Below are 21,223 nucleotides of genomic sequence, written 5' to 3' on the forward strand. Positions count from 1 at the left end.
TCGTTTCCTTGTTCGTCTCGGGGAGCGGGGGATCAGTCGGTCTCGACGAGGTACTTCGCGTAGGCGGGCAGCGTCAGGAACGCGGGGAAGTCCTGGCCGAGCGCGACCTCGCGGAAGATGTCCGCGGCGTCGTCGAACCGGTCGCCCTCGCGGCGGTCCGCCTCGGCCAGCACCTGCGTGACGAGCGCCTCGATCGACTCCCGTGTGATCGGCGTGCCGTCCTCGGTGGTGCGGTCCTGGTGGATCCACTGCCAGACCTGGCTGCGGCTGATCTCAGCGGTCGCGGCATCCTCCATGAGGTTGTCGATGGCGACAGCGCCGAGGCCGCGCAGCCACGCCTCGATGTAGCGGATGGCCACCGACACGTTGCCGTGCACTCCCGCCGTCGTGATCGGGCGTCCGATGTGGACGTCGATCAGGTCGGCGGCCTTCACCTCGACCTCGGGACGCTGACGGTCGAGCTGGTTCGGGCGATCGCCGAGCACGGCGTCGAACTCGGCGCGCGCCACCGGGATGAGGTCGGGGTGCGCGACCCACGTGCCGTCGAAGCCGTCGCCGGCCTCGCGCTTCTTGTCGGCCGCCACCTTCTCGAACGCGCGCTCGGTGACCTCGGGGTCGCGGCGGTTCGGAATGAAGGCGCTCATGCCGCCGATCGCGAAGGCGCCGCGCTTGTGGCACGTCTTCACGAGCAGCTCGGTGTACGCCCGCATGAACGGCACGGTCATCGTGACCTCGCTGCGGTCGGGCAGCACGAACCGTGCACCGCGACCGCGGTAGTTCTTGATGATCGAGAAGATGTAGTCCCAGCGACCCGCGTTCAGGCCCGCGATGTGGTCGCGCAGCTCGAAGAGGATCTCCTCCATCTCGAACGCCGCCGGCAGCGTCTCGATGAGCACCGTGGCACGGATGGTGCCGTGGGGGATGCCGACGTACTGCTCGCTGAACGTGAACACGTCGTCCCACAGCTTCGCCTCTTCGCTCGACTCGAGCTTGGCGATGTAGAAGTAGGGGCCGCGCCCGTTCGCGATCAGCTGCTCGGCGTTGTGGATGAAGTACAGGCCGAAGTCCACGAGCGAGCCCGACGCGGCCATTCTGCGGCCGGTGCGGTCGGTGAAGCGGATGTGCTGCTCGGGCAGGTGCCACCCACGCGGACGCATCACGATGGTGGGCGTCTCGGTCGCCGTGACCTCGTAGCGCTTGCCTTCGGGGCTCGTGAACGAGAGCTCGCCGCGGATGGCGTCGCGCAGGCTGAGCTGGCCCTCAATGACGTTCTTCCAGGTCGGGCTCGTGGCGTCCTCCTGGTCGGCGAGCCACACCTTGGCGCCGGAGTTCAGCGCGTTGATCGTCATCTTCGGGTCGGTCGGGCCCGTGATCTCGACGCGGCGGTCTTCGAGGCCGGGTCCGGCGCCGGCGACCTTCCACTCCGCGTCCTCGCGGATGTGGCGCGTGTCGTCACGGAACTGCGGGTCGTGGCCGTTGCCGATCTCGAACCGGCGGCGCATGCGGTCGGCGAGCCGGTCGTGGCGGCGGGCGCCGAAGCGGTGGTGCAGCTCGGTGAGGAACGCGACCGCCTCGGGCGTCAGGACTTCGTCGTAGCGGGGCGCGAGGCGGCCGGCGATCTCGATCGAGGGCTCGTGGGTCTGGGTGGGGATGGGGCCGGTGCGCGTACGCATCGGGGTGGCGGTCGCAGGTGTCATGTCCCTGCCTTCCTGTGATCGACTGCGTTGAGTGTGTGGGGGATGTCTCTGCCTGGCGTGTGCGCCGGGTCGAGGCATCCGGTGATCCGCTCTGTGTGGATCGATGGTTCGTCGTGAGACCACTCTGGGGTGAAGTTCGGGGGTGTACCCGACGAATTCGGGTGTGAAGTTTTCCGGTATTTCTGCTTTCGTGACAGAATCGCGGCATGACGACGACGTTGACCTCGGATGTGCGCGGTGAAGTCCCCGACGATGATGAGGTGGATCCCCTCACCATCGGCCGACGCATCCGGCAGCTGCGCACCGACCGCGGCATGACGCTCGAAGAGCTCGCTTCCGCGGTCGACCGCGCGCCGAGCCAGCTGTCCATGATCGAGAACGGGCGCCGCGAGCCGAAGCTCACGCTGCTGCAGGCGATCGCGCGGGCGCTGGGTTCGTCGATCGACGCGATCCTCGAGTCAGAGCCGCTCGACGAGCGCGCGACGCTCGAGATCTCGCTCGAGCGAGCGATGCGCGGTCAGACGTTCCAGGCGCTCGGCATCCCCCCGTTCCGGATCGGCAAGACGGTGCCGACAGAGGCGCTCAAGGCGATGCTGGCGCTGCAGGGCGAGATCGAGAGGCTGCGCGACGAGCGCGCGGCGACTCCTGAAGAGGCACGACGCGCCAACGTGGCGCTGCGCAAGCTCATGCGCACGCAGAACAACTACTTCGCCGAGCTCGAGCAGCAGGCGCGGGGCATCCTCGATGCGGTGGACCACCCGGGCGGCCCGTTGACCCAGCGCACGGCCTCCGACATCGCCGCGCACCTCGGGTTCACCCTGCACTACGTGCCCGACCTGCCGCAGACGACGCGATCGGTCGCCGACATCAAGAACGGCCGGCTCTACCTGTCGAGCCGCCTCGCCACCAAGGGCGACCCGCGCACGGCGGTGCTCCAGGCGCTGTCGAGCCGCATCCTCGGGCACCGCGAGCCGACCTCGTACGCGGACTTCCTGCGTCAGCGCGTCGAGACGAACTACCTCACCGGCGCCCTCCTCATCCCCGAGGCGCACGCCGTGCCGTTCCTGCAAGAGGCCAAGAAGGACCGCTCGATCTCGATCGAGGACCTCCGCGACGCCTACTCGGTGTCGTACGAGACGGCCGCGCACCGCTTCACCAACCTCGCGACCGTCCACCTGGGCCTGCCGGTGCACTTCCTGAAGGTGCACGAGTCGGGTGTCATCACGAAGGTCTACGAGAACGACGACGTGAACTTCCCGACCGACCGCCTCGGCGCGATCGAGGGGCAGATGTGCTGCCGCAAGTGGACCTCGCGCGTCGTGTTCGACGTCGACGACCACTTCAACCCGTACTACCAGTACACCGACACCGGCAACGGCACCTACTGGTGCACGGCCCGCGTCGAGCTGTCCAGCGAGGGCGCCCACTCGATCAGCGTGGGCGTGCGCTTCGACGACACGAAGTGGTTCCTCGGCCGCGACACCCCGAACCGCGGCGTCTCCAAGCACTCCGTGGAGGTCTGCTGCCGGCGCGCGCCCGCCGAGCTCGAGGCGTCGTGGCGCGAGCAGTCGTGGCCGAACGTGCGCACGCCGCGGACGCTGCTGGCGACGCTGCCGACGGGTTCGTTCCCCGGGGTCGACACGACCGACGTCTACGAGTTCCTCGAGGCCCACGCCCCGCGCTGAGCGCGCGCCGGGCGACCCGGCCGACCGGGTCAGTGGGGGCCGGCGACCCAGTCGGCGACATGGGCGGGCCATGCGGTGCGGGCGGAGGAACCGGATGCCTCGGCCCGGTCGGCCATCCGATACGCGGTGTAGATCGCGTTGACGGCGGTCCACCGCAGCGGCTCGACCTCCCAGCGCCGCGCGCGGTGGCCGACCCAGGGGAGCCGGGTGAGCTCGGTGTCGCGCTCCAGCACGAGATCGGCGAGTGTGCGGCCGGCGAGGTTCGTCGCGGTGACGCCGGTGCCGACGTAGCCGCCGGCCCAGCCGAGGCCGGTCGCCCGGTCGTGGACCACGGCCGCGGCCCAGTCGCGCGGCACGCCGAGCACGCCGGCCCAGGCGTGCGCGATCGGCGTACGCGCGGCATCCGGGAAGAACTCGCGCAGCAGCCGCGTGAGCGAGGCGATCGTGCGCGCCTGGGTCGTGCCGTCCGTGTCGACGCGCGAGCCGTAGCGGTAGGGCACGCCGCGCCCGCCGAAGGCGATGCGGTCGTCGGCCGTGCGCTGCGCATACATGTACACGTGGGCGAAGTCGCCGAGCGTCTCGTATCCGTCCCAGCCGACCGCGTCCCAGAACGAGGCCGGCAGGGGCTCGGTCACGATCATCGACGAGTTCATCGGCAGCCACGTGCGGTGCTCGCCGCGGAGGTCGGCGGTGAAGCCCTCGGTGGCGCGCAGCACGTGGGTCGCGCGCACGGTCCCGCCGTCGGTGAGCGCCTGGCCGGGTGCGATCTCCCGCACATGCGTCGCTTCGTAGATCGGCACGCCGAGCCGCTCGACGGCGTCGGCGAGCCCGCGCACGAGCTTCGCGGGGTGCACCCGGGCGCAATGCGGATGCCACGCGGCGCCCAGCGCTCCGGCGATGCGGATACGGGATGCTGCGGCCGCGGCATCCATCCCCTCGATGTCGGTGTGCGGCCAGGCCTGTTCAGCGGCGACGGCCGCCCGCAGTCGCGCGAGTTGGGCCGGCGTGCGGGCGACGCCGTACTCGCCGCCCTTGACGATGTCGGCGTCGATGCCTTCGCGCGCGGCGACGGCGATGACCTCGTCGACGCAGTCGTTGAGGGCGCGCTGCTGTGCGATCGCCGCGTCGCGGCCGTGCGACTCGGCGTAGCGCTCGCGTCCGCCCGTCACGGTGTTGGTGAGCCACCCGCCGTTGCGGCCCGACGCTCCGAATCCCGCGAAGCGCTGCTCGAGCACGGCGACCCGGAGGTCGGGCTGCGCGCGCTTCAGGTAGTACGCGGCCCAGAGGCCGGTGTAGCCGCCGCCCACGATGGCGACGTCCACGTCGAGGTCGCCCGGCAGGGGAGCGCGCGGCACGGGCGTGCCGCCGAGGCTGCGCCACCACCACGACACGTCGCCGTTGGGCACAGGGGGCTCGGTCATGCGCCCATCCTTCCGGGTGCTGCCGCCCGCGACGAGGAACGATCTGTTGCGAACGCGCGACCGAGTCGGACCGACCGTGCGCCCTGTCTCTTCTCGGTCGATGAACTTCCGGCGCGGTCGATCAGACCGACGCGTCCAGGGCGCGCAGAGCCGCCCACAGTTCGGCGCGGGTCGCGAACGACGAGAGATCGCGGCCGAGCACGCGCTCGATGAGGGCGAGGCGCGTGCGCACGGTGTGCCGGTGCACACCGAGCGCCTGCGCGGTGGCCTCGTGCGAGCAGTCCTCGTCGAGCCACACCTTCAGCGTCTCGACGAGGTGTGTGCCCTGCGCGGCGTCGTGGTCGTACAGCGGTGCGAGCTCCGCTCGCGCCAGAGCGCGGGCCTCGTCCGTGAGCGCCGACAGGACTCCGGCGCGGGCGACCTCGGCGAACTCCGTCACCGGACCGATGCCGCGGTCCCGCGCGACGCGCGCCTGCCCGAGCGCGGCGGCGAAACCGTCGTAGCCGGTGGGATCCGACAACCCGACGCGCACCTCGAAGCGGGCGACGAGCTCGTCGACGCTCGAGCGGTCGCCCTGGGGCACGACCATCACCAAGCCGTCCTCGCCGCGACCGAAGAACAGCGCGCCGCGGCGCTCGTCGGCCCAGAGCTCCAGCAGCTCGGCGATGCCGTCGACGCGTGCGGCGGCAGCATCCGTCACTCCCACGACGACGGGGGCGGAGGGCAGTGGCCCCCACAGCTCCCGCGACGTGCGGCGGGCGAGCGCGGGATCGCCGGTCAGCAGCGACTGCACGAGGCCGGCGCGCAGCGCCGAGCGCGCGCGACCGAGGCCCTGCTGCTGCTCGAGTGCGAGGCCGGCCATCGCGATCACGGCGGTGACGACGACGCGGCCCTCCTGGTCGAGGTCGCCGGCGGCGATCGCGATGACGCCGCGCAGGTGTCCGCCGCGGCCGAGGGTCTGCAACGAGAACGGCGTCTCGCCGATGTGCAGCGACGAGCCCGCTCGCGCGCCGCGGTGCAGCACGCCGGTCACCTCGCGCTGCAGCGCCGCGGCCGTCTCGGCGCCGAGCCCGCCGGCCGGATGCTCGCGCGACAGCTCGCCGGCGGCGTCGAACATGCCCACCCAGGTGTCGAGCTGCTTGGCCAGCTCCGCAACGGTGGCGTCGAGCCCGTCGGGCCGCAACGCGGCCAGCGCGATCGCGCGCTGCGCGGCGAGGGCCCAGCTGCGCCGCGCGTAGGCCTCGGCGGCGATCGCCTCGGCGTTGGCCCGGGCCACGGCGATGAAGGGCGTGCGGTACGGCACCTCGAACAGCGGCATCCGTTCGTCCCTGCACGCGTCGACGAGGGCGGGCGGAATGCCGGCGCGCACGACCTCGGTGCCGAAGCCGAGGCCCACGACGCCCCGGGTCGCCAGGCGATGGACGTACGAGCGGTAGACCGCCGCCGCGTCGGCGTCGTCGCCCTGCGGGAACTGCGTGCCGGTGGTGAGCAGCACCAGGCCCTCGGAGAGGAACGGCGTCGGATCGGCGAGATCCGAGCTGTGGACCCAGCGGATGCCGCGGTCCAGCGCCTGCGGATCGAGGTCGTCGCCGGCGAGCGAGAGCTTCAGATCCCGTCGGGCGAGAAGCGCGCGAAGAGTAGGGGCGTCGGCGTCCATGATGCTCTGAGTGTACGGCCCGTACAGCGGGCCGGACGGAATGTACACCGGGGCGGGTGCGGGGGTTCCCGGCGACGAAATACGCTCCCCTGCATGAGCAGCGCAGCCGACACCCTCACTGAAACGCCCCTCGGCGGTCCGACCCTTCCGCAGGAGCGCCGCCTGGTCACCAGCATCCCCGGTCCCCGCTCGCAGGAGCTCCTCGACCGCAAGGCCGACGCCGTCGCCGCGGGTGTCGGCCACACCGCGCCCGTGCAGGCCGTCGCTGCCGGCGGAGGCGTCATCGTCGACGCCGACGGCAACTCGCTCATCGACCTGGGCTCGGGCATCGCGGTCACGACGATCGGCAACGCCCACCCGAAGGTCGTCGCGGCCGTGCAGGCGCAGGTCGCGCAGTTCACTCACACGTGCTTCATGATCGCGCCGTACGACTCGTACGTCTCGGTCGCCGAGGCCCTCAACCGCATCACGCCGGGCGACCACGCCAAGAAGAGCGCCCTGTTCAACTCGGGCGCCGAGGCGGTGGAGAACGCAGTCAAGATCGCCCGCAAGTACACCGGCAAGCAGGCCGTCGTCGCGTTCGACCACGGCTACCACGGCCGCACCAACCTCACGATGGCGCTCACCGCGAAGTCGATGCCGTACAAGAGCGGCTTCGGCCCGTTCGCCTCGGAGATCTACCGCGCCCCGCTGTCGTACCCCTACCGCGACGGGCTCGACGGGGGCCTCGCGGCCAAGAAGGCCATCTCGATGATCGAGAAGCAGGTCGGCGCCGACAACCTCGCCGCGATCATCATCGAGCCCATCCAGGGCGAGGGCGGCTTCATCGTCCCCGCCGACGGCTTCCTGCCCGCCCTCGTCGAGTGGTGCCGCGCCAACGACGTCGTGTTCATCGCCGACGAGATCCAGACCGGCTTCGCTCGCACGGGGGAGATGTTCGCGAGCGACCTGTTCGGCATCGTGCCGGACCTGATCACGACCGCCAAGGGCATCGCGGGGGGCCTGCCCTTGGCGGCCGTGACGGGCCGGTCCGAGATCATGGACGCGTCGCACGCGGGCGGCCTCGGCGGCACGTACGGCGGCAATCCGATCGCCTGCGCCGCCGCGCTCGCCGCGATCGACGTGTTCGAGAACGACGGGATGCTCGAGCGCGCCCGCGAGATCGAGGCCGTTCTGAAGGGTCGCCTCAAGGACCTGCAGGCCGCCGACCCCCGCGTCGGCGACGTGCGCGGTCACGGCGCCATGATCGCCGCCGAGTTCGTAGACCCCGCGACGGGAGAGCCGGACGCCGCGCTCACCGCCGCGGTCGCGAAGGCGTCCATCGCACAGGGCGTCATCGTGCTCACCTGCGGCACCTACGGGAACGTGATCCGCTTCCTCCCGCCGCTGTCGATCACCGACGACCTGCTCCACGAGGGCATGGACGTCGTCGCCGCAGCACTCGCGGCTTCTTGATCAGGGATGCTGCGACCGCCGCACGCGCCGCGGTCGCAGCATCCGTCTCCCGCACTTCACGCAAGACCAACGCAACCTCGCCTGACGAAGGAGTCCGAATGACCGAGCTGACCCGTGACGTCGTCATCGTCGGCGCCGGCGCCGCCGGCACGACCGCTGCCAACGAACTGAAGAAGGCGGGCCTCTCGGTCGTCGTGCTCGAGGCGCGCGACCGCGTGGGCGGGCGCCTGTGGACCGATGTCGTCGACGGCGCGATGCTCGAGATCGGCGGGCAGTGGGTGTCGCCCGACCAGGACGCGCTCAAGGAGACCATCGCCGAGCTGGGGCTCGAGACGTACAGCCGCTACCGCGAGGGCGAGTCGGTCTACATCGGCAAGGACGGCGAACTGACCCGGTTCACGGGCGAGATCTTCCCCGTCGCGCCGGAGACCGAGAAGGAGATCGTCCGCCTCATCGAGGTGCTCGACGGCCTGGTCGCGCAGATCGACCCCGACAAGCCATGGGAGCACCCCGACGCCGAGGCCCTCGACCGCATCTCGTTCGAGGCGTGGCTCGAGGAGCAGACCGACGACCAGGAGGCGCGCGACAACATCGCCCTCTTCATCGCGGGTGCGATGCTCACCAAGCCCGCCTACGCGTTCTCGACGCTCCAGGCCCTTCTCATGGCGGCGAGCGCCGGAAGCTTCTCGCACCTCGTCGACGCGGACTTCATCCTCGACGAGCGGGTGATCGGCGGCCTGCAGCAGGTTCCCCTGCTCCTCGCCGAGCGTCTGGGAGACGACGTCATCCTGGGGCAGCCGGTGACCGAGGTGCACTGGTCGGAGGACGGCGTCCGCGTCGTCACCGACAACGGCCTCGAGGTGCGCGCCCGCTTCGTCATCTTGGCGCACGCGCCGATCCTCTACCCCTGGATCGAGTTCGCGCCGCCGCTGCCGCGTCTGAAGCAGCAGATGCATCAGCACATCTCAATGGGCTTCGTCATCAAGGTGCACGCGGTCTACGATCGCCCGTTCTGGCGCGAGCAGGGACTGTCGGGCACCGCCTTCAGCCCGTACGAGATCTCGCACGAGGCGTACGACAACACCAACCACGCCGACGAGCGCGGCACCCTGGTCGGCTTCGTGTCGGACCGCAACGCCGACGACCTGTTCCGCGTGTCGGCGGAGGAGCGCAAGGAGCGCATCCTCGAGTCGCTGTCGCACTACTACGGTCCCGAGGCCAAGACCCCGCTCGTCTACTTCGAGAGCGACTGGGGCGCCGAGGAGTGGACCCGCGGCGCGTACGCCGCGAGCTTCGACCTCGGTGGTCTCGCCCGCTACGGCGCGGACCTGCGCACCCCCGTCGGCCCGATCCACTTCGCGTGCAGCGACATGGCAGGCGCCGGCTACCAGCACGTCGACGGCGCGATCCGCATGGGCCGCCTGGTTGCGGCGAACATCGTCGAGGCGGCCCGCCGATGAGCGGCCGCATCGTCGTCGGGTACACCGCGACCGACGCCGGCGCCGACGCCGTCGCGCTCGGGGCACGCCTGGCCGCGGCCATGGACGCGTCGCTCGACCTCGTGCTGGTGCTCCCGGCCGAGGACCGCAGCGTCATCACCCCGCCCGATGCCGGCTACGACCGCTACCTCGTGACGCAGGCCGAGACGTGGCTCGCCGAGGCTGCCGCTTCGATTCCGGATGCGGTGACCCATGCGTCGCACGTGCGCTTCGGCGACTCCTTCGCCGAGGGCCTGATCGCCGCCGCGCACGAGCTCTCGGCATCCCACATCGTCGTCGGTGCGGCCAACGGCGGACTCCGTGGGCGTCACCGTCTCGGCACCGTCGCCAACGAACTGCTGCACTCGTCGGACGTGCCGGTCGTGCTCGCCCCCGAGGGATCGCGTCGGCTGGAGGCGACCACCGTCACCCGCGTCACCGCCGCGATCGGCACCCGGCCGGGCGCGAGCGCGCTGCTCGACGAGAGCGTCGCCCTGGCCACCGCGACCGGCGCGGAGCTGCGGCTGCTGTCGCTCGTCTCGGTGGACCTTCCGGTCGGCGTCGACACCGGCGTCATCCGCATCGCCGGCGCCGCCCACGCCGACGATGTGCTCGGCAAAGCCCTCGACGCCCTGCCCGAGGGCATCGAGGCAGATGTGGTCGTCGCACGCGGCGACAGCATCGAGGACGCCGTCTCGCACCTGAGCTGGGAGCCCGGCGAGCTCGCCGTGGTCGGCTCGAGCCGGCTGGCCCGGCGGCGGCGTCTGTTCCTCGGCTCGACGGCAGCGAAGATGCTGCACGAGCTTCCCGTACCCATGGTCGTCGTGCCCCGCACGCGCGGCAAGAAAGGCGCACGCTGATGAGCGCTTCCGAAACCCGCGGCACCCCGCCGCTGGCCCCGTCCTCCGGCGCTCACGCCGGTGAGCTGTCGAAGAAGGGGCTGAGCGCCGGCGCGGTCGGCGTCCTCGGCGCCGTCGTGATCGGCGTCTCGACGATCGCCCCGGCGTATACGCTCACCGCGTCGCTCGGACCGACCGTGTCGGTCGTCGGCACGCAGGTGCCCGCGATCATCCTCGTCGGGTTCATCCCGATGCTGCTGACGGCGTTCGGCTACCGCGAGCTCAACCGTGCGATGCCCGACTCGGGCACCTCGTTCACGTGGGGCGTGCGGGCCTTCGGCCCGTGGATCGGCTGGATGACCGGCTGGGGGCTCATCGCGGCCACTGTCATCGTGCTGTCGAACCTCGCCGGCATCGCCGTCGAGTTCCTCTTCCTCTTGATCTCGCAGCTGAGCGGCAACCCCGACATCGCCGAGCTCGCCTTCAACCCGTTCATCAACGTCGTGGTGTGCCTGCTCTTCATGCTCGGCGCGACGCTGATCTCGTATCGCGACATGCAGACCACCCAGAAGTTCCAGTACATCCTGGTGACGTTCCAGGTCGTCGTGCTGGTGCTGTTCGCCGTCGTGGCCATCGTCAAGGCGGTCTCGGGCGACGCCCCCGACCCCACGGCATTCTCGTGGTCGTGGTTCAACCCGTTCGAGGTGCCGACGTTCAGCGCGTTCGCCGCGGGGCTGTCGCTGTCGATCTTCATCTTCTGGGGATGGGACGTCGTCCTCACCATGAACGAGGAGACCAAGAACCCCGCGAAGACCCCGGGCCGCGCGGCCATGCTCACCGTCGTGATCGTCGTCTCGCTGTACCTCCTGCTCTCGATCGGCCTCATCATGTTCGCCGGCGTCGGCACGGGCCCGCTGGGACTTGCGAACGAGGACATCTCGGCGAACGTGTTCTTCGCGCTGTCCGACCCGATCCTGGGGCCGCTGGCGTTCCTCGTCTCGCTCGCGGTGCTGTCGAGCTCCGCCGCCTCGCTGCAGTCGACGGCCGTCGGCCCCGCGCGCACTCTGCTGGCGATGGGGCACTATGGCGCCCTGCCGGCGAAGTTCGCCCGCGTGAGCCCGCGGTTCTTCACGCCCGGCTACGCCACCGTGGTGTCCGCGATCGTCGCGTCCGTGTTCTACGCCGTCATGCGCGTGATCAGCGAGAACGTCCTCACCGACACGATCCTGTCGCTCGGCATGATGATCTGCTTCTACTACGGCCTCACCGCGTTCGCGTGCGTCTGGTACTTCCGCAAGCAGTGGTTCGACTCGGTGCGCAGCTTCTTCTTCACCTTCCTGTTCCCGCTCGTCGGCGGTGCGATCCTCGCGGTGCTGTTCGTGACGACGCTCATCGACTCGATGGACCCGGCCTACGGCAGCGGGTCGAGCATCGGGGGCCTCGGCCTCGTGTTCGTGCTGGGCGTGGTCGTCATCCTCGCGGGTGTCGTGATCATGATCTGGCAGGCGATCAAGCGTCCGGCGTTCTTCCGCGGTGAGACACTCAGTATCGACGCTCCCGAAAGCCTTCGTCGCGCCCGCCGCCGGCAGGCAGACTGACCCACAACCATCCGATCGGAGAGTAAGCATGACCGACTACGCCGTCGTCAACCCGGCCACGGGCGAGACCCTGGCCACGTATCCGACCATCACCGACGAGGCCCTCGAGGCCGCGCTCGCGGGAGCGGATGCTGCGTACCGCACGTGGCGCGACCGGCCGGTCGCCGAGCGCGCTGCGGCCATCCGCAAGGTCGCGGAGCTGCATCGCGAGCGTCGCGATGATCTCGCCGCGATCATCGTGCGCGAGATGGGCAAGCCGCTCGAGGCGGCGCTCGGCGAGGTCGACTTCGCCGCCGACATCACCGAGTACTACGCCGACCACGCCGAGAAGATCACCGGCGACCAGCCGATCGACATCGACGGCGACGGCACCGCGGTCATCCGCCGCTCGCCCCTGGGCGTGCTGCTGGGCATCATGCCGTGGAACTTCCCGTACTACCAGGTCGCGCGCTTCGCGGCGCCCAACATCGTGGTCGGCAACACCATCCTCCTGAAGCACGCTCCGCAGTGCCCCGAGTCGGCCCAGGCCATCGCGGCGATCTACGCGGACGCCGGCCTCGAGGGCGTCTACACGAACGTCTACGCGACGAACGACCAGGCGGCGACCGTCATCGCGGACCGCCGCGTGCAGGGCGTCTCGGTGACCGGCTCGGAGCGCGCGGGCGCGGCTGTGGCTGAGATCGCGGGCCGCAACCTCAAGAAGGTGGCGCTGGAGCTCGGCGGGTCCGATCCGTTCATCCTGCTCTCGACCGACGACCTCGACGGGGCCGTGGAGGCCGCGGTCGCCGCGCGCCTCGACAACACCGGGCAGTCGTGCAACGCCGCCAAGCGCTTCATCGTGGTCGACGGCCTGTACGACGCGTTCCTCGAGAAGTTCACCGCCGCGATGTCGGGCGCGAAGGTCGGCGACCCCTTCGAGGGCGACACCGTGCTGGGCCCGCTGTCGTCGGTCACGGCGGCCGAGCGCCTGGCGGAGCAGGTCGACAAGGCCGTCGCTCAGGGGGCGACCCTCGTCGCCGGCGGGAAGCGTGACGGCGCCTTCTATCCGGGCACCGTCCTCACCGACGTCACGAGCGACATGGACGCCTACCGCGAAGAGTTCTTCGGCCCTGTGGGCGTCGTCTACAAGGTCGCCGACGAGGACGCCGCGGTCGCTCTCGCGAACGACACCAGCTACGGCCTGGGCTCATACGTGTTCACGACCGACGAGGAACAGGCCCAGCGCGTCGCCGACAAGATCGACGCCGGCATGGTCTACGTCAACGTGGTCCTCGCCGACGAGCCCGGACTGCCCTTCGGCGGCGTGAAGCGCTCCGGCACCTCGCGTGAGATGGGCCTTCTCGCGGCGGACGAGTTCGTCAACAAGAAGCTGATCCGCATCGGCGCCTGACCCTCTCCACGCAGGTCGCGTGACCCGTACGCAGAATCGGATCCGCACCTGCGGACGCGCGTGGCGACATGCCGGTGAGGGGCACCTCGAATCGGCGTGTCGCCGCACGCGTCCGTACCTGCGGATCCGATGTTGACTCGCGCCGGGGCGGGGGTCAGAGCGCGGCGAGGGCTTCGTCGGCCCACTGCACCTGCTGCGGCGTGCCCCAGCGGGTCGCAGCATCCCGTGCCGCCTCGAACGAGGTGACCGCCTCGTCGGGGCGGCCGGCGTCGAGGAGGCGCCAGCCGGCGTTGTTGTGCAGCGACACGTTCCAGCGGAGGGTGCGGGGATCCGCGGCGCCCTGGAGCGCGCCGAGGGCCGCGGAGGTCCACTCCTCGGCCTGTTCGGGCTCTGCGATGGCGAGCATGTGCAGAGCGTCGACCTGCAGGAACGTCAGTCCGGCTCCGGACGCCGCATCCACGGCAGCGAGGAAGTACGGGACCGCCGCTTCGGGATCGCCCGCAGAGTTGCGCACGCGCCCGCGCTCCAGCGCGGCACGCGCCGCGACGGCGGCATCCTCGATCGCGACGGCGTCGAGGACCGCGTCGGCCTCGTCGAACCGCTCCTGCAGGCCCAGGGCCCGCGCGACCTGCGTCTCGAGCTCGGCACGGGCGGCAGCATCCGTCTCGTCTGCCGCCGCCGCGCGCAGGCGCGCCTCGGAGCCGGCCGCGTCGGAGAAGTCCCACAGCTCGTCGAGCCGGGTCTGCGCAAGGGTCATGCCGGAATGGTAATGCCGACATCCGGGGGTGTCGCCGACGGAGCGCGAGCGCGAGGATGGAGTCATGGCAGACACACCGGACCCCGTCGTCTCCCTTTCCGATGAAGAGTGCTGGGAGCGCCTGCGCACGCAGGAGCTCGGGCGCCTCGTCACGCATGTCGGCGATGTGCTCGATATCTTCCCCGTGAACTACGTCGTCGATGCAGAGAGCGTGCTCTTCCGCACCGCGCAGGGGAGCAAGCTGTTCGAGCTCACGGTCAACGACGAGGTGCTCTTCGAGGTGGACGACCACACCGACACCGACGCGTGGAGTGTGATCCTGCGCGGTCGGGCGCACCCGCTCGACCGCTCCGCCGACGTGGAGCGCGCCGACGGGCTCGGCCTTCGGCCCTGGATCCCGACGCTCAAGTACACGTACGTGCGCGTCGAGGCGACGTCGCTGTCGGGCCGCGCGTTCGAGCGTGCGCCCGAGCCCGACCGGTACGGCGTGCAGCAGTACTGAGCCGATGCGTGGGCGCGTGCGGAGCCGCCTCGGTTCGCGGGGCCCGTGGGCATGCCGTACACTGGATCGTGCAGTCGAAGTCTGCATTCTTTCGCTGTGCCCGGTCCTCGGGCACAGATCCTCAAGCCGCGGTGAGAGGGGAAGAGTGCGGGCTCCGCGAGACCTCCGGGTCTCTAGGGCGGTAGCTCAATTGGCAGAGCAGCGGTCTCCAAAACCGCAGGTTGCAGGTTCGATTCCTGTCCGCCCTGCGCGTCAGCGCAACGCCGGTGACATGCTGGTGGTTGACAACACAGTGTGCCGACCCGTGTCGGCTCACGGAAGGTAATCAGGTGGCATCGATGGTTCAGGACGAGCCGAAGGGCGAAGTCGTCCCCGCAGAGGGAACGGCCGCGCCTCGCGAGAAGAAGCCCAACGTCTTCGCTCGTATCGCCCTGTTCGTCCGCCAGGTCTTCGCCGAGCTCCGCAAGGTCGTCACTCCGACGCGCCAGGAGCTGCTGAAGTACACGGCGGTGGTGCTGGGCTTCGTCGTCGTGATGATGGCGCTCGTCTACGGCCTGGACGTGCTGTTCGTGTGGATCACGTCGTACGTCTTCGGTGTGCCCGGCGCCTGATCCCGAGCGCCTCCGACTCAGAGCGGTGGCATGACACGGGCGGACCGCAGGTCCGGCAGCGGACGGAACGGAAGAGAACTCACGTGACTGAAAGATATGTCGACGACGCCGATTGGGCGACCGCCGCGGAGCAGTCCTCCGAGGACGACGAGGCCCAGGAGGGCAACGTCCTCGCGGAGGAGGAGCGGTCGGTCGAGGCCGCCGAGCACGTCGCGATCCACATCGTGGACGACTCCGATGAGGACGACGCCGACCTGGACGACATCGACATCGACGACCCGGAGGCGGACGCCATCGTGAACGACGCTCTCAACCTGGACGAGGCCGCAGAGACCGAGGCCGCGGCCGAGGTCATCAACGACTCCATCGCGGAGGAGGTCGCCGAGCGCGAGGCCGAGGCCGCCGACGAGGTGACCCCCTACGACGGTCCCGACGTGAACGGCGATGAGGACGAGCCCGAGCTCGACGAGGACTTCGTCGCAGAGGTGGACGCCGCAGCCGCCGTCGTCGACGCCGCCGAGGCATCCGTGTCGCCGGCCGACGCCGCCGAGGCCCCCGAGACCGAGGACGACGAGGACGAGGACGAGGACCCCTTCGAGGCGTTCCGCGCGGACCTGCGCACCCTCCCGGGCAAGTGGTACGTCATCCACTCCTACGCCGGCTTCGAGCGCAAGGTGAAGGCCAACATCGAGCAGCGCAAGTCGACGCTCGAGGTCGAGGAGGAGATCTACCAGATCGAGGTCCCGATGGAGGACGTCGTCGAGATCAAGAACGGTCAGCGCAAGATGGTCACGCGCGTCCGTATCCCCGGCTACGTGCTCGTGCGCATGGAGCTCAACGAGGACACCTGGTCGGTCGTTCGTCACACGCCCGGTGTCACCGGCTTCGTCGGCAACGCCCACAACCCGACGCCGCTGCGCTTCGAAGAGGCCTTCAACATGCTGAAGAGCCTCGTCGAGGTCAAGGAGGTCGCCGGCGCCAAGGGCGGTGCGGCCAAGAAGGGCGCTGCTGCCGCGGCCCGCGTCATCCCCGCCGAGGTCGACTTCGAGGTCGGCGAGACCATCACGATCAAGGAAGGCTCGTTCGCGGGCCTGCCCGGCACGATCAGCGAGATCAAGCCCGAGAGCGGCAAGCTCACGGTCCTCGTCTCGCTCTTCGAGCGCGAGACCCCGGTCGAGCTGTCGTTCGACCAGGTCACCAAGCTCTGATCTACCACCTGGTAGACTCTGCAGGTTTGCGCGCGCCTTGAGCGTGCGCGTCTGACACCGCGTTCCGGAACCGCCGGATTCGCGGGAGAACCGGTTGCCCCGGCAGCCGTCGTTCGACGAAAGGAAGAAGAATGGCACCGAAGAAGAAGGTGACCGGCCTGATCAAGCTTCAGATCAACGCCGGTGCAGCCAACCCGGCGCCGCCGATCGGCCCCGCGCTCGGTCAGCATGGCGTCAACATCATGGAGTTCTGCAAGGCGTACAACGCCGCGACCGAGTCGCAGCGCGGCAACGTCATCCCCGTGGAGATCACCGTCTACGAGGACCGCAGCTTCACGTTCATCCTGAAGACCCCGCCGGCCGCGGAGCTCATCAAGAAGGCTGCGGGCGTGCAGAAGGGTTCGAAGACCCCTCACACGGTCAAGGTCGCCAAGCTCACCAAGGAGCAGGTGCGCCAGATCGCAGAGACGAAGCAGCCCGACCTGAACGCGAATGACATCGAGGCCGCCTCGAAGATCATCGCCGGCACCGCCCGTTCCATGGGCATCACGGTCGAGGACTGAGGGGGATAGGAAACATGGCTACCAAGTCCAAGGCCTTCCGGGCCGCCGCCGCCAAGATCGAGGCGGACAAGTTCTACAGCCCCACCGAGGCCGTCGCGCTCGCGAAGCAGACCGGCTCGGCGAAGTTCGACTCGACCGTCGAGGTCGCGCTCAAGCTCTCCGTCGACCCTCGTAAGGCCGACCAGATGGTGCGCGGCACCGTCATCCTCCCGCACGGCACCGGCAAGACCGCCCGCGTCATCGTGTTCGCGACGGGTCCGGCCGCTGAGGCCGCGATCGCCGCGGGTGCGGACGAGGTCGGCGGCGCCGAGCTCATCGAGAAGGTCGCCGGCGGCTGGACCGCGTTCGACGCGGCCGTCTCGACGCCCGAGCTCATGGGCCAGGTCGGTCGTCTCGGCAAGGTGCTCGGCCCCCGTGGCCTCATGCCCAACCCGAAGACCGGCACCGTGACCCCCAACCCGGCCAAGGCCGTCGAGGAGATCAAGGGCGGAAAGATCGAGTTCCGCGTCGACAAGCACGCCAACGTGCACTTCGTCGTCGGCAAGGCGTCGTTCTCGGCCGAGCAGCTCGACGAGAACCTGAAGGCCGCGCTCGAGGAGATCGTCCGCCTCAAGCCGTCGAGCTCGAAGGGCCGTTACATCCAGAAGGGCGCCGTGTCGACCACGTTCGGCCCCGGCATCCCGCTGGACGTCAACGCGATCGTCTGAGTCGTTCTCGTACGAAGGCCCCACCCGTCCGGGTGGGGCCTTCGTCGTTCCCGCGCAACTCACGGGCGCGGGCGCGAGCGCGGGAGTAGCGTCTGAGGCATGTCGAAGACGCTCCAGGATCTGTTCGGAATCGACGCGCCGATCGTGCTCGGCCCCTTCGGGGGACTGTCGTCGATCGAGCTGACGGCCGCGGTGAGCGAGCTCGGCGGACTCGGCTCGTACGGTCTGTACGGCTACGCCGCCGACCGCATCAGCGACACGATCGCCGCGCTCCACTCCGCGACGCGGCGTCCGTTCGCGGTCAATCTCTGGCTGCCGACGGGCGATGAGGTCACGCCGGGCGACATCGACCTGAGACCGGCGATCGAGGCCCTCTCGCACCTCTACGATGAACTGGGTCTTGGCCACCCGACGCCTCCGATCGAGTTCCTGCCCGATCTCGACTCCCAGCTGACGGCGGTGATGGATGCTGCGCCCGCGGCGTTGAGCGTGGTCTTCGGCGTGCCGTCGGAGCACGTGGTCGCGGCGGCGCGAAGCCGAGGCATCCGTGTCATCGGCACCGCCACCACCGTCGCGGAAGCCGTGGCGCTCGAAGCCGCCGGGGTGGATGCCATCGTCGCGACCGGGGCCGAAGCGGGCGGTCACCGGGTGTCGTTCCTGCGGCCCGCCGAGCAGTCGCTCGTGGGCACGTTCGCGCTCGTACCGCAGGTCGTCGACGCGGTGGAGGTGCCGGTCATCGCGGCCGGCGGCATCGGAGACCGGCGCGGCGTCGCGGCGGCGTTCGCCCTCGGTGCGTCGGGGGTGCAGGTGGGCTCGGCGTTCCTCCGCACGCGCCAGTCGGCCGCCACCGACGTGCACCGCCAGGCCATCGCCGACGCCGCCGACACCGCCACCGTGCTCACGCGCGCGATGAGCGGGCGGCTGGCCCGCGGCATCCCGAATCGGGCGATGCGTGAGATCGAGACGACGGGGATCATCGCGCCGTTCCCGGCGCAGAACTGGCTCACCGGCCAGTTCCGGGCCGAGGCCGGGCGCCGCGGCGACGGCGACCTCGTGTCGCTGTGGGCGGGGCAGGCGGCCGGGCTCGCGCCGAGCGACGACGCGGCCGAGGTGTTCGCCGAGCTCGCGGCCGGCGTCCCGCTCTGACGTGCTCGGGGCTCACCTGTCACGAACTGTCGGGCGGGCGGCGTACCGCGACAGGCGAGCGGGGGTCAGTGGGTGGGGAGCACCTCGAAGCTCCGTTCGCCGGTGGTGGCGGCATCCGTCACCGTCGCCTGCTCGACGCGCGCACCGGGCGGGCCCTCGGCCATCCACGCCAGCACCTCGTCGACCTGACCGGGCGTGCCCTCGACCTCGGCTTCGACCGAGCCGTCGCGGCGGTTGCGCACCCATCCGGCCGCGCCGGCCTCGCGCGCGACGATGAGCATGGTGTAGCGGTAGCCGACGCCCTGCACGTCGCCGCGGACCGTCACGTGCACGCGTCTCATGCCGCCCATCCTGCCGCCGCGCGCACCTTGCCGCGACCGGGGCACGTCGGCGAGGATGCCGACATGGGTACCGTCGACGAACTCCTGGAAGGACTCGACGCGGCCGACCGGCCGTCGGTCGAGCGGATCTACGCCATCGCGCGGGAAGAGGCGCCCGACGCGGAGCAGGGGCGCGGGTACGGGATGCCGGCGCTGGTGTACCGCGGCAAGCCTCTCCTCTCGGTGATGCGGGCGAAGAAGCACATCGGCGTGTACCCGTTCAGTCCCGACGCGGTGTCGGCGGTCGCGGACACGCTCGCCGGGCACCCCGGCATCGGCCTCGACAAGGGGACGATCCGCTACCAGCCGGACCACCCGCTGCCCGACGACGTCGTGCGCGCCCTCGTGCGCGCCCGCAGGGAGCAGATCGACGGCTGACGGTCACGGCCCCGGTCAGTGCGGGAGCACGAGCGAGATGCCGAGGGCGATCATCACGACCGCGATCACCGCGTCGAGGATGCGCCAGGCGCGGGGGGTCGACAGCCAGCGTCCGAGCAGGCGCGCGCCGAACGCGAGGCCGAAGAACCAGATGACGCTCGCGGCCATGGCACCTGCGGCGAAGAGCCAGCGGGAGTCGCCGTGCGTGTTCGCGACGGTGCCGAGGAGGAACACGGTGTCGAGGTAGACGTGCGGGTTGAGCCACGTCAGCGCCAGGCAGGTGAGCAGCACCGGGATCAGGCGTGCGTGCGTCGCAGGGGTGGCGGCGGTGCGGATGTCGCTGCGCACCGCAGAGGCCGAGGCGTCGGGTTCGAGGGCCTCGCCCGTGTGGTTGTGGGCGGGCGGCGCGGGTGCGTGCGTGCCGGAGGATGCCGACGGGTCCGAGTCCGCCGCGCCGGCACCGAGCGTCTCACCCAAGGGGCGCCAGGCGCGCCGAGCCGCCAGCACGCCGTACACCACCAGGAACAGCGCACCCGCCCAGCGCACCACGTCGACGAGCCACGGCACGGCCTGCAGCACGAACCCGATGCCCGAGACGCCGAGCGCGATGAGCGCGGCGTCCGAGATCGCGCAGATCGCCGCGACGGCGAGGACGTGCTCGCGGCGCAGACCCTGGCGCAGCACGAACAGGTTCTGGGCGCCGATGGCGATGATGAGGGAGAAGCCGAGGCCGAGGCCGGCGAGGACGGGGGAGAGCACGAGTCGACGCTACGAGCCGCGGCATCCGTAGTCCAGCTCATGGATCTTCAGTACCATTAGCCGGACTTAATATGCGGATCCCGTTCGAGCTGGCTGAGACCCTGGCCGTCGTCGTCGACGAGGGCACGCTCGACGCTGCCGCACGGCGTCTGCACGTCACGCCGTCGGCGGTGAGTCAGCGCATCAAAGCGCTCGAGGAGCAGCTCGGGCGGCTGGTGCTGGTGCGCTCCAAGCCCGTTCGGCCGACGGCGGCAGGCATGTCGGTGATCCGGCTCGCGCGCCAGACGGCGCTGCTCGAGCACGACGCGCTCGCGGAGCTCGGCGCCGGCGAAGACGAGGCCACGCTCACCGTCGTGCCGCTGGCCGTCAACGCCGACTCGCTGGCCACGTGGTTCCTCGGGCCGCTCGCGCGGCTGGCCGAGCAGCATCCTGTCGTCTTCGATCTGCACCGCGACGACCAGGACTTCACCGCGGGACTGCTCGAATCGGGGACCGTCATGGGCGCCGTCACCTCCCGCGCCGCGCCGGTCGCCGGATGCCGCAGCTCTGCGCTCGGGGCGATGCGCTACGAAGCGGTCGCGACGCCCGCGTATGCGGCGCGGTGGCTCGGCGGGGACAGCGCGACGGCGTTGGCGCACGCGCCGCTCGTGGACTTCGACCGCCGCGACGACCTGCAGCACGAGTGGCTGTCCCAGCAGGGCGTCGACCCGGCCCGGCCGCCGCGGCACTACGTGCCCGCGTCGAGCGACTTCGCGTCGGCGGTGCGTCTCGGCCTCGGCTGGGCGATGCTGCCGCGGTTCCAGTCCCACGACGCCCTCGAGCGCGGCGAGCTCGTGCTGCTGGGCGGTCCGCCGGTCGACGTCGCGCTGCACTGGCAGCAGTGGAACCTCCGCTCACCGCTGCTCGACGCCATCGCGGACGCCATCGTGGCGGAAGGGCGCCGCGTGCTCGCCATCCCCCCAGCCCGGTGAGACCACAGTCGGCGGACGAGA

General features: G+C 70.5%; 20 protein-coding genes and 1 tRNA gene. 15 read left to right on the plus strand and 6 right to left on the minus strand.

The annotated features are described in order from the left end of the window. Positions 1-32: 32 nt before the first annotated feature. Positions 33-1,673 (minus strand): malate synthase A, encoded by a 1,641-nt coding sequence (gene aceB / locus ASF40_RS11230; RefSeq protein ID WP_056369895.1) that lies wholly within the window; start codon positions 1,671-1,673, stop codon positions 33-35. A gap of 230 nt (positions 1,674-1,903) precedes the next feature. Here aceB and ASF40_RS11235 point away from each other — a divergent pair, with 230 nt between their 5' ends. Beyond that, the gene (locus ASF40_RS11235; RefSeq protein WP_056369055.1) at positions 1,904-3,382 is read left to right on the plus strand and encodes a helix-turn-helix transcriptional regulator; all 1,479 of its coding nucleotides are present in this window, start codon (positions 1,904-1,906) and stop codon (positions 3,380-3,382) included. 29 nt (positions 3,383-3,411) lie between these two features. On the opposite strand, the gene ASF40_RS11240 is transcribed toward ASF40_RS11235, so the two are convergent. Beyond that, entirely contained in the window at positions 3,412-4,803 is a 1,392-nt protein-coding gene (locus ASF40_RS11240; RefSeq protein ID WP_200919479.1) for an NAD(P)/FAD-dependent oxidoreductase, read from the minus strand. Positions 4,804-4,924: 121 nt separating this feature from the next. Next, a complete protein-coding gene (locus ASF40_RS11245; protein WP_056369057.1) occupies positions 4,925-6,460 on the minus strand; it encodes a PucR family transcriptional regulator in 1,536 nt (511 codons plus the stop codon). 93 nt (positions 6,461-6,553) lie between these two features. Between ASF40_RS11245 and gabT the strand changes: the two genes are divergently transcribed. The 5 genes from gabT to ASF40_RS11270 all read left to right on the plus strand — a co-directional run bounded on the left by gabT (position 6,554) and on the right by ASF40_RS11270 (position 13,220). Then, positions 6,554-7,915: a 4-aminobutyrate--2-oxoglutarate transaminase gene (gabT, locus tag ASF40_RS11250; protein ID WP_056369059.1), complete on the plus strand. Its 1,362-nt coding sequence runs from the start codon at positions 6,554-6,556 to the stop codon at positions 7,913-7,915. A gap of 98 nt (positions 7,916-8,013) precedes the next feature. Then, on the plus strand, positions 8,014-9,375 hold the full coding sequence (locus tag ASF40_RS11255) for a flavin monoamine oxidase family protein (protein WP_056369060.1): 1,362 nt from the start codon (positions 8,014-8,016) through the stop codon (positions 9,373-9,375). Next, positions 9,372-10,253 carry a universal stress protein gene (locus ASF40_RS11260; protein WP_056369062.1) on the plus strand — a complete coding sequence of 294 codons (882 nt, stop codon included), beginning with the start codon at positions 9,372-9,374 and terminating at the stop codon, positions 10,251-10,253. Before ASF40_RS11255 ends, ASF40_RS11260 begins: the two co-directional genes overlap by 4 nt. Then, positions 10,253-11,830 (plus strand): APC family permease, encoded by a 1,578-nt coding sequence (locus tag ASF40_RS11265; protein WP_200919480.1) that lies wholly within the window; start codon positions 10,253-10,255, stop codon positions 11,828-11,830. The genes ASF40_RS11260 and ASF40_RS11265 overlap by 1 nt, the downstream gene beginning before the upstream one ends. A gap of 28 nt (positions 11,831-11,858) precedes the next feature. After that, positions 11,859-13,220, plus strand: a complete 1,362-nt coding sequence (locus tag ASF40_RS11270) for an NAD-dependent succinate-semialdehyde dehydrogenase (protein WP_056369064.1) — start codon at positions 11,859-11,861, stop codon at positions 13,218-13,220. 154 nt (positions 13,221-13,374) lie between these two features. Here ASF40_RS11270 and ASF40_RS11275 read toward each other — a convergent pair whose 3' ends face one another. Then, entirely contained in the window at positions 13,375-13,977 is a 603-nt protein-coding gene (locus ASF40_RS11275) for a hypothetical protein (protein WP_056369066.1), read from the minus strand. A 64-nt stretch (positions 13,978-14,041) separates the two neighbouring features. Here ASF40_RS11275 and ASF40_RS11280 point away from each other — a divergent pair, with 64 nt between their 5' ends. The 7 genes from ASF40_RS11280 to ASF40_RS11310 all read left to right on the plus strand — a co-directional run bounded on the left by ASF40_RS11280 (position 14,042) and on the right by ASF40_RS11310 (position 18,714). Continuing rightward, a complete protein-coding gene (locus ASF40_RS11280; protein ID WP_056369068.1) occupies positions 14,042-14,479 on the plus strand; it encodes a pyridoxamine 5'-phosphate oxidase family protein in 438 nt (145 codons plus the stop codon). A gap of 175 nt (positions 14,480-14,654) precedes the next feature. After that, positions 14,655-14,727 (plus strand) — tRNA-Trp (locus tag ASF40_RS11285). A gap of 90 nt (positions 14,728-14,817) precedes the next feature. Then, entirely contained in the window at positions 14,818-15,090 is a 273-nt protein-coding gene (secE, locus tag ASF40_RS11290; RefSeq protein WP_045300625.1) for a preprotein translocase subunit SecE, read from the plus strand. 83 nt (positions 15,091-15,173) lie between these two features. Beyond that, positions 15,174-16,298: a transcription termination/antitermination protein NusG gene (gene nusG / locus ASF40_RS11295; protein ID WP_056369070.1), complete on the plus strand. Its 1,125-nt coding sequence runs from the start codon at positions 15,174-15,176 to the stop codon at positions 16,296-16,298. 131 nt (positions 16,299-16,429) lie between these two features. Further along, positions 16,430-16,861, plus strand: coding sequence for a 50S ribosomal protein L11 (gene rplK / locus ASF40_RS11300; RefSeq protein ID WP_045247325.1), 432 nt, complete (start codon positions 16,430-16,432; stop codon positions 16,859-16,861). A gap of 14 nt (positions 16,862-16,875) precedes the next feature. After that, a complete protein-coding gene (gene rplA / locus ASF40_RS11305) occupies positions 16,876-17,568 on the plus strand; it encodes a 50S ribosomal protein L1 (protein WP_056369071.1) in 693 nt (230 codons plus the stop codon). A gap of 99 nt (positions 17,569-17,667) precedes the next feature. Continuing rightward, positions 17,668-18,714, plus strand: a complete 1,047-nt coding sequence (locus ASF40_RS11310) for an NAD(P)H-dependent flavin oxidoreductase (RefSeq protein ID WP_056369073.1) — start codon at positions 17,668-17,670, stop codon at positions 18,712-18,714. Positions 18,715-18,779: 65 nt separating this feature from the next. On the opposite strand, the gene ASF40_RS11315 is transcribed toward ASF40_RS11310, so the two are convergent. Further along, positions 18,780-19,055: an acylphosphatase gene (locus ASF40_RS11315; RefSeq protein WP_056369075.1), complete on the minus strand. Its 276-nt coding sequence runs from the start codon at positions 19,053-19,055 to the stop codon at positions 18,780-18,782. A 63-nt stretch (positions 19,056-19,118) separates the two neighbouring features. Between ASF40_RS11315 and ASF40_RS11320 the strand changes: the two genes are divergently transcribed. Continuing rightward, positions 19,119-19,472, plus strand: a complete 354-nt coding sequence (locus ASF40_RS11320) for an iron chaperone (RefSeq protein ID WP_056369078.1) — start codon at positions 19,119-19,121, stop codon at positions 19,470-19,472. 15 nt (positions 19,473-19,487) lie between these two features. Here ASF40_RS11320 and lysE read toward each other — a convergent pair whose 3' ends face one another. Continuing rightward, positions 19,488-20,231: an L-lysine exporter gene (lysE, locus tag ASF40_RS11325; protein WP_056369080.1), complete on the minus strand. Its 744-nt coding sequence runs from the start codon at positions 20,229-20,231 to the stop codon at positions 19,488-19,490. A gap of 71 nt (positions 20,232-20,302) precedes the next feature. Here lysE and ASF40_RS11330 point away from each other — a divergent pair, with 71 nt between their 5' ends. After that, positions 20,303-21,202 carry a LysR family transcriptional regulator ArgP gene (locus ASF40_RS11330; protein ID WP_056369081.1) on the plus strand — a complete coding sequence of 300 codons (900 nt, stop codon included), beginning with the start codon at positions 20,303-20,305 and terminating at the stop codon, positions 21,200-21,202. Positions 21,203-21,223 lie beyond the last annotated feature (21 nt).

The sequence above is a fragment of the Microbacterium sp. Leaf288 genome (assembly GCF_001422925.1).
Lineage (GTDB): Bacteria > Actinomycetota > Actinomycetes > Actinomycetales > Microbacteriaceae > Microbacterium.

Excerpts from the sequence above, each read along its gene's own strand:
- aceB (WP_056369895.1), bottom strand. The coding sequence starts at position 1,673 with ATGCGTACGCGCACCGGCCCCATCCCCACCCAGACCCACGAGCCCTCG.
- ASF40_RS11270 (WP_056369064.1), top strand. The coding sequence starts at position 11,859 with ATGACCGACTACGCCGTCGTCAACCCGGCCACGGGCGAGACCCTGGCC.
- ASF40_RS11235 (WP_056369055.1), top strand. The coding sequence starts at position 1,904 with ATGACGACGACGTTGACCTCGGATGTGCGCGGTGAAGTCCCCGACGAT.
- ASF40_RS11260 (WP_056369062.1), top strand. The coding sequence starts at position 9,372 with ATGAGCGGCCGCATCGTCGTCGGGTACACCGCGACCGACGCCGGCGCC.
- ASF40_RS11255 (WP_056369060.1), top strand. The coding sequence starts at position 8,014 with ATGACCGAGCTGACCCGTGACGTCGTCATCGTCGGCGCCGGCGCCGCC.
- ASF40_RS11280 (WP_056369068.1), top strand. The coding sequence starts at position 14,042 with ATGGCAGACACACCGGACCCCGTCGTCTCCCTTTCCGATGAAGAGTGC.
- ASF40_RS11275 (WP_056369066.1), bottom strand. The coding sequence starts at position 13,977 with ATGACCCTTGCGCAGACCCGGCTCGACGAGCTGTGGGACTTCTCCGAC.
- ASF40_RS11265 (WP_200919480.1), top strand. The coding sequence starts at position 10,253 with ATGAGCGCTTCCGAAACCCGCGGCACCCCGCCGCTGGCCCCGTCCTCC.
- ASF40_RS11315 (WP_056369075.1), bottom strand. The coding sequence starts at position 19,055 with ATGAGACGCGTGCACGTGACGGTCCGCGGCGACGTGCAGGGCGTCGGC.
- rplK (WP_045247325.1), top strand. The coding sequence starts at position 16,430 with ATGGCACCGAAGAAGAAGGTGACCGGCCTGATCAAGCTTCAGATCAAC.
- ASF40_RS11240 (WP_200919479.1), bottom strand. The coding sequence starts at position 4,803 with ATGACCGAGCCCCCTGTGCCCAACGGCGACGTGTCGTGGTGGTGGCGC.
- gabT (WP_056369059.1), top strand. The coding sequence starts at position 6,554 with ATGAGCAGCGCAGCCGACACCCTCACTGAAACGCCCCTCGGCGGTCCG.
- rplA (WP_056369071.1), top strand. The coding sequence starts at position 16,876 with ATGGCTACCAAGTCCAAGGCCTTCCGGGCCGCCGCCGCCAAGATCGAG.
- ASF40_RS11320 (WP_056369078.1), top strand. The coding sequence starts at position 19,119 with ATGGGTACCGTCGACGAACTCCTGGAAGGACTCGACGCGGCCGACCGG.
- ASF40_RS11310 (WP_056369073.1), top strand. The coding sequence starts at position 17,668 with ATGTCGAAGACGCTCCAGGATCTGTTCGGAATCGACGCGCCGATCGTG.
- ASF40_RS11245 (WP_056369057.1), bottom strand. The coding sequence starts at position 6,460 with ATGGACGCCGACGCCCCTACTCTTCGCGCGCTTCTCGCCCGACGGGAT.
- ASF40_RS11330 (WP_056369081.1), top strand. The coding sequence starts at position 20,303 with ATGCGGATCCCGTTCGAGCTGGCTGAGACCCTGGCCGTCGTCGTCGAC.
- secE (WP_045300625.1), top strand. The coding sequence starts at position 14,818 with ATGGTTCAGGACGAGCCGAAGGGCGAAGTCGTCCCCGCAGAGGGAACG.